The following is a 6,528-nucleotide window of genomic DNA, read 5'->3' as shown; positions in this document are numbered from 1 at the left end:
GGTGCCCGACGGTGTGCCGGAGGAGGTCCTCGCGGCGTGGCGGCGGGCCCGTTTCTACGGCGTACCGCACGACTTCGGCGTGCCGCACGACTTGCGGGAACCCGCCGCCGATCCGCCCCGGCCGGTCGAGTCCGCGCTGCTCGGCGCCGCCCGCCCGGTGCTCGAACGGATCGCCCCCGCCCTCGGCACCGGCCGCTCCGTCCTCCTCCTCACCGACGCACGGCTGCGCGTGCTGTGGACGTACGGGAACGCGCCCGGGCTCGTCCCCTGCCCGGGGCTGTCGGAGCAGGAGGTCGGTCACAACAGCGCGGCCCTCGCCCTGCGCAGCCGGCGCCGTGCCGAGGTGCACGGGCCCGAGCACTTCCTCGACCTGTGGCAGGACGTGTCGGCGGTCAGCGTCCCGGTCCTCGCGCCGAAGGGGGGACAGGCGCTCGGTACGCTCACCGTCGCCTCCCACCTGCCGGGCGGACGCCCGCCGCACCCGCAGGCGGCGCTCGCCGAGGCCGCCGCGGCGGCCGTCGAAGCGGAACTGCTGGCCCGGGCCGGACGGCCCGAACAGGTCCTGCTGGACGCCTACTTGCGGGCCGCCCGCGGCGAGGACCGCGCGGTGGCCGCGCTGGACGGCCGCAACCGCCTGATCAGTGCGGCGGCCGAGCGGCTGGCGACTCCGGAGGTGCTCCGGGCCCTCGAGCACACGGCGATGGCGGCACGGCACACAGACGCGCCGCCGGTCGCCGAGTTGCCCGAGGGAGCCGGGTGCGGGGCCCGCATCGACCCGGTGCGCCAGGAGGGGGTGGTCGTGGGGATCGTGGCCGTCCTGGAGCCGCGGGCGCAGGACGTCCCGAGGCCCCGGCCGGTGCCGTTGCCCTGCCTGGCGGGTTCCTCCCCGCCGTGGCGTCACGCGGTCGAGCGCGCCGCCGAACTGGTCCGCTCCCCCGAGCCCGTGCTGCTGACCGGGGAACGGGGGACGGGAAAGACCGCGCTGGCCCGGGAGTTGCTGGGACCGGCCGGCGTTCAGGTGGTCGACGCGGCCGAAGGCGGCACCCTGGAAGGCGACTTGGCCGAGTGGGCTGCGGGGGGTCCCCTGGTCCTCCGGCACGCCGAGCGCCTGACGCAGCCCGCCGTGGCCACGCTCAACTCCCTCCTCGACACGCACCCGGAGCTCCGGCTGCTGGTCACCCACACCCCCGGCACGGCACCCGGGCCCTGCCTCCAGCGGCTCCTCGACAAACTGGCCGCCCGCACGGTCGTCCTGCCGCCGCTGCGTGAACGCGCCGAGGACATCAGGGAGTTGCTGTCGGCGCTCGCCCCGCGCCCGGCCCCGGGGTGCCCTCCGCTGACCTGGACGCTGGACGCCCTGCGGGCGCTCGAACAGCATCCGTGGCCCGGGAACGTCACCGAACTCGCCCACGTCGTGCAGGCCTTGGCGGAACACCGGCGGATCGCGGGACCGGTTAGGCGGGACGAGCTTCCGGACACCGTGCGGGAGGGCCCCGCCGTCCGCCCGCTCAGCCCGATGGAACACGCCGAACGCGCCACGATCCTGGAGACCCTGCACCGCCACGGCGGCAACAAGTCCCGGGCGGCGGCGGCCCTCGGCATCGGACGGGCGACGCTGTACCGCAAGCTGCGGGAGTACGAGGGCTGAGGAGCGGGCCGGGCCCGGGCCGGAATCCGGCAGGCAGCCCCCTTATCAGGCTCATCCACTCCATGGATGAACCGGATACGGGATTCGGATCGCGTGGAGGATGGCGGTGAGCCGTCCGTACCGCTCATAGTCGTGCCAGCCCGCACGCCGCTGTCCGACGAGCCGCCGGTGTGCGGACGCCCCCGGCATGCCGAGCGCGCCCACGCAGGGCGTGTCGCTCACGGCATGACCGCTTCCCGTACACCGTCCCTGGAGTCGTCATGCCCGGATCCGTGCCCCCGTCCCCCGCCGCGGTGGACGACACCGCCCGTCGCCGTCTCGGGCCCGGCCCATCTGCTGCGGGTGACCCTGCTGATGGCCGGAAGCTGCCTCCCGATCCTGGGGGCGGTCCTGATCGCCCCGGTGCTGCCGAAGATGCAGGACCACTTCGCGTCCGTGCCGGGCGCGAAGGCACTCGTGCCGCTCGCGCTGACCGTTCCCGCGCTGGCGCTGGCGTTGCTCGCCCCGTTCGCCGGGGTGATCGTGGACCGGCTCGGGCGCAAGCGGCTGCTGATCGTGGCGACACTGCTGTACGCCGTCTTCGGCACGGCGCCGCTGTGGCTGGACTCCTTGGGCGCGATCATCGCGAGCCGGGCGTTGGTCGGGGTCACCGAGGCCGCGATCATGACGTGCTGCACGACACTGATCGGCGACTACTACTCGGGGCGGCTGCGGGTGCGGTACCTCGCGCTGCAGACGATGTGCGCCTCCGCGTCGGCGACCGTGTTCTTCGTGCTCGGCGGGGCCGCGGGCGCGGCGGGCTGGCGGATGCCGTTCTGGGTGTACGCCGTGAGCCTGGTGCTGGCGCCGCTCATGGCCTCGGCGCTGCCCGGCACCGCGAGCCGGGTGACCGTTGCCGAGCGCCCGGCCGGTCCTCGACGGCCCTTCCCCTGGAGGCAGTCGGGCGGCATCTGTGCGCTCACCTTCTTCGGGGCGATGGTGTTCTACACCGTGCCGGTCGAGATGTCGTATCTGCTCGACGACCTCGGGGTGGCGAACTCGGGGGTGATCGGCCTGGCCACGGCGGTCGCCGGTGCGGCCACGCTGGGCGGGGCGATCGCCTTCGCCCGCCTGGAGCGTGCGCCGGAGCCGATGCTGCCCGCCGTGCTCGCGGTGTGCGCGGCCGGTTTCGGGGTGATGTCCCTCGCGGGGAACGCCCCGCTGCTGGTGGTCGGCGCGGTGATCAACTGTGTGGGGACGGGGATGCTGCTGCCGGCCCTGCTCACGAGCGCGATGTCCCGGTTGGCGTTCGAGGACCGCGGCCGCGGTACCGGCCTGTGGACGGCGGCGTTCTTCGGCGGCGAGTTCGTGTGCCCGCTGGTGCTGCTGGCCGGGGAGTCGGCCGTGGGGAGCCTGGCGGGTGCGGTGGGGGTCCTGGGGGCGGCCGCACTCCTGGTCGCCGCGGGCCTGAGGGGCGTACGGCGACGGCCGGCGACTTCCGGCGCCCGCCCTCTGCCGGACGAAGCGGCCTGACGGCGGTTCCTCGGGGGGCGGGCTCTGCACTGTGCTGAGGCTCCCCGCACGGGCGCCGCAGCCAAGCCCATTTCCGCCACCTTCCGGCGCAGCCGGATGTGCGCCGCGTCCTGGGCGTGCACCGGATGCCGCCTCGCATGAGCTGGACGTTCGGGAAGAGGACGGCCTGCGCCTCTGACAGCCTGCGCCTCGCGCGGGAGCTGGGCGCGCCCCGGAGACGTTCTCGGCTCCGGGGCCTGCGGAAACGGCCGCTGCTGCGCCGAGCTGTGCGGCCGCGCGGCAGGCAGGACCCGGCCCCGCGGCCCGGGGACACGGTCACCGTCAGGGTCGGGGGCACGGCGGTGTCAGCAACACCGTGGTGCGCGGCACCGAACCGGTACCGGCGGAGCTGAGTGGCCGCAGGCCGGGAGGGTCCCGACCGGCGGGGCGCCGCACCGGGCCGCAGCGGGCCTGCATACCGTAGAGGCAGATCACCGTCTGCCCGGGAGCCCGCATGACCGGTAGCCGCCGCAGGAGACCCGGCGACACCTTCGACACCATCGAGCCGCCCGGCGACGCCCAGCTCGTCGCCGCGGTGGTCGGTGTGACGGGCGTGGTCGAGTTCCTCGGCGCGCTGTCCGGGTCCGAGGTGTGGCTCCTCGGGCTCCTGGTGTTTCTGCCGGGTGCCGCCTCGGCGCTGGGCACGGTCCGGCAGACGGCGTTCGTCGCCGTGTGGACCACGCTCGTCGTCACCGCCAGCGTGCTGCTGCGGGACCGCCAGGCGGGCCACTGGTTCGACCGGCTGCTGCTGATCCTGTTCACCGTGGTCCTCGCGGCGACCTCCGTCTACGGATGCCACCGCCGGATCAGACGCGAGGAGGCGATGCTGCGCCTGCGGTCCACGGCCGCGGCCATGCAGCGGCACATCCTGCATCCCCTGCCCCTGATGACCGTCGACGTCCTGGTCAACGGCGTGTACGAGCCGCTCCAGGAGGAACGGCTCGTCGGCGGGGACATCTACGACGTCGTGGACTCGCCCTTCGGTACGCGGGTGCTGATCGGGGACGTGCAGGGCAAGGGGCTCGCCGCCGTGGGCTCCGCGTTCGCCGTCATCGGCGCCTTCCGGGAGGCGGCCCACCGCGAGCCGACCCTCACCGCGCTGGTCGACGCCCTGGACGCCGCCGTCGTGCGGCACAACTCCTACGCCCTGCACACCGGCGACGACGAGCGGTTCGTCACCGCGCTCATCGTCTGCGTCGACGCGGACACCGAGGTGCAGGCCGTCAACTGCGGGCACGTCCTGCCGCATGTGCTGCACGAGGGGACGGTCAGCACGCTCGAACTCGAACCGGGCGTCCCACTGGGTCTGGCCGAGCTCGCCCACGAGCCCACGACCGTGGGCTGGTTCGACTTCCCCGAGGGCGCGACGCTGCTGCTGAGCACCGACGGCCTGACGGAGACCCGGTCCGCCGACGGCACCTTCTATCCGCTCGACGAGCGCCTGACCAAGTACGCCGGCCTGTCCCCCACCGAGCTGCCGCAGGCCCTGCACGACGACGCCCGCGCCTTCGCCGGGAACGGCGGTCCCCAGGACGACGTGGCCGTCCTGACGGTCCGCCGTTCCCTGCGCACCTGAGACCGCGCGGGCCCGCAGCGGTCCCGGAGGCCGCCGTGGCATCACCTCCATGGACACCCTGGGCAGTGTCTCCCAAGCCCAGGACGTGAGGTGCGGCGCAGTCGGCGCGGGTGCGCAGGGAGGCGTGCGAGGCGTTCAACTATCCGTACGACGAGATCGCGGGCATCGTCGGGCTGGCCCAGGCGAATGTGCGGCAGGTCGTCAGCCGGGCCCGCAAGCGGCTGTCCGCCGAGCGCCGTGGGCCCGTCGGCACGGTGGAGCACCGACGGCTGCTCGACGCCTTCGTTGCGGCGGCGCGGCGACGTGGCGACGTGGCGGCGCTGGAGAGGGTGCTGTCGGCCGACGTGGTCGTCTACACCGGCGGCAACGGGCTGCGGGGCGTGGCCCGGCTGGAGGTGGTGGGCGCGGAGCGGGTGGCCAGGATCAGCGCGTTCGCCGACAAGTGCTTGTCCGCCGGGGCGGGGAGACCGTCGGCCTGGTGAGCGCCACGGTCGGGGCCGACGGCATCGACGGGCTCTCCCGGGTGCTGGCGCCGGAGAAGCTCCGGGCGTACGAGCGCTCCTCGGACCGCCTCGGGCGCCGGGAGCCGTAGGGACCGTGCGGCCCGACCGGTTCGGCGCGAGCCCAGTCACCAGGTCTTCCCGAGAGCACCGCCCGCGGTCACGAGACCTGGAACGCGCGCCCGCGCCGCCCGGAAAATCGCTGTGCCCCGAGGCTCCCGCCACGGCAGGATGATCGCTCGGTGTCGGCCACACGAGGGGAGACGGCGGATGAGGCGGAACCGGCTCGGCAAGACCGATGTGCACGTCACGGAGCTGGGCTTCGGCGGCGGCCCGCTCGGCGGTCTCTTCGCACCGCTGGACGACGAGACGGCCGCGGGCGCCCTGGAGGCGGCCTGGGACAGCGGGATCCGCTACTTCGACACCTCCCCGCACTACGGCATCGGCCACTCCGAGCGCCGCATCGGCGCCCTGCTGCGGGACCGGCCGCGCGACTCGTTCACCCTGTCGACGAAGGTCGGCCGGCTGCTGGTCCCGCAGGACCCGGCGGGCCGCATGGACGAGAGCTTCGCAGTGCCGGCCACGCACCGCAGGGTGTGGGACTTCACGCGGGACGGTGTGCTGCGCAGCGTGGAGGACTCGCTGGAGCGGATGGGCGTGGACCGTGTCGACACACTGTTCCTGCACGACGCGGAGGAGCACTTCGAGGACGCGTTGCGCGACGGATACCCGGCCCTCGCCGAACTCCGCGCCCAGGGCGTGGTGGGGGCGATCGGCGCGGGGATGTACCACCCCGGCCAACTGGTCCGGCTGGTCAGGGAGTCGGACGTCGACGTCGTGATGCTGTCCGGCCGTTACACGCTCCTGGACCACAGCGCCCTGGACGAACTCCTGCCGCTCTGCACGGACCGCGGGGTGTCGGTCCTCGCGGCCTCGGTCTTCAACTCCGGTCTGCTCGCCACGGCCCGGCCCACCGAGGGCAGCACCTTCGACTACGCCCCCGCCGAGCAGAGGATGCTGGACCGCGCGCACCGCATCGCCGACGTCTGCGAGGCCCACGGCGTGACCCTCCCGGAGCTGGCGATGGCGTTCCCGCTCCGCCATCCCGCGGTCGCGGGCATCGTCGTCGGCATGCGCACGGCGGAGGAGGTGCGCGCCAACACGGCGGCGTTCGGCGCGGAGATCCCGGCCGGGCTGTGGGACGACCTGCGGAGTGAGCGGCTCCTGGACGAGCGGGCACCTGTGGCGTAGCA

Annotated in this window: 5 protein-coding genes and 1 pseudogene; all 6 read left to right on the top strand. The window is 74.2% G+C overall.

Annotated features, from left to right (window positions below; translation table 11 throughout):
• Nucleotides 1-1,648, top strand: a 1,648-nt coding sequence (locus tag AOJ26_RS00835; protein WP_053846184.1) for a helix-turn-helix domain-containing protein, incomplete at its 5' end; no start/stop codon positions are given.
• A 225-nt stretch (nucleotides 1,649-1,873) separates the two neighbouring features.
• Complete coding sequence (locus AOJ26_RS00830; protein ID WP_086724837.1) at nucleotides 1,874-3,160, top strand: MFS transporter; 1,287 nt, start codon at nucleotides 1,874-1,876, stop codon at nucleotides 3,158-3,160.
• A gap of 174 nt (nucleotides 3,161-3,334) precedes the next feature.
• Nucleotides 3,335-3,623: pseudogene (locus AOJ26_RS44055) on the top strand (hypothetical protein); the annotation flags it as partial.
• 30 nt (nucleotides 3,624-3,653) lie between these two features.
• On the top strand, nucleotides 3,654-4,775 hold the full coding sequence (locus AOJ26_RS00825) for a PP2C family protein-serine/threonine phosphatase (protein ID WP_053846183.1): 1,122 nt from the start codon (nucleotides 3,654-3,656) through the stop codon (nucleotides 4,773-4,775).
• 110 nt (nucleotides 4,776-4,885) lie between these two features.
• Nucleotides 4,886-5,257, top strand: coding sequence for a hypothetical protein (locus tag AOJ26_RS00820; RefSeq protein WP_234358394.1), 372 nt, complete (start codon nucleotides 4,886-4,888; stop codon nucleotides 5,255-5,257).
• 288 nt (nucleotides 5,258-5,545) lie between these two features.
• Entirely contained in the window at nucleotides 5,546-6,526 is a 981-nt protein-coding gene (locus AOJ26_RS00815) for an aldo/keto reductase (protein ID WP_053846182.1), read from the top strand.
• Nucleotides 6,527-6,528: the final 2 nt, after the last annotated feature.

It is taken from the genome of Streptomyces sp. NRRL B-24085, from assembly GCF_001282115.1.
GTDB lineage: Bacteria > Actinomycetota > Actinomycetes > Streptomycetales > Streptomycetaceae > Streptomyces.
Note: the sequence above shows the minus strand (reverse complement) of the source record. Positions and strands in the feature narration are given on the sequence as shown.

Bases quoted from the DNA above. Each gene is read 5' to 3' on its own strand.
- AOJ26_RS00830 (WP_086724837.1), top strand. From the start codon at position 1,874: ATGACCGCTTCCCGTACACCGTCCCTGGAGTCGTCATGCCCGGATCCG.
- AOJ26_RS00825 (WP_053846183.1), top strand. From the start codon at position 3,654: ATGACCGGTAGCCGCCGCAGGAGACCCGGCGACACCTTCGACACCATC.
- AOJ26_RS00815 (WP_053846182.1), top strand. From the start codon at position 5,546: ATGAGGCGGAACCGGCTCGGCAAGACCGATGTGCACGTCACGGAGCTG.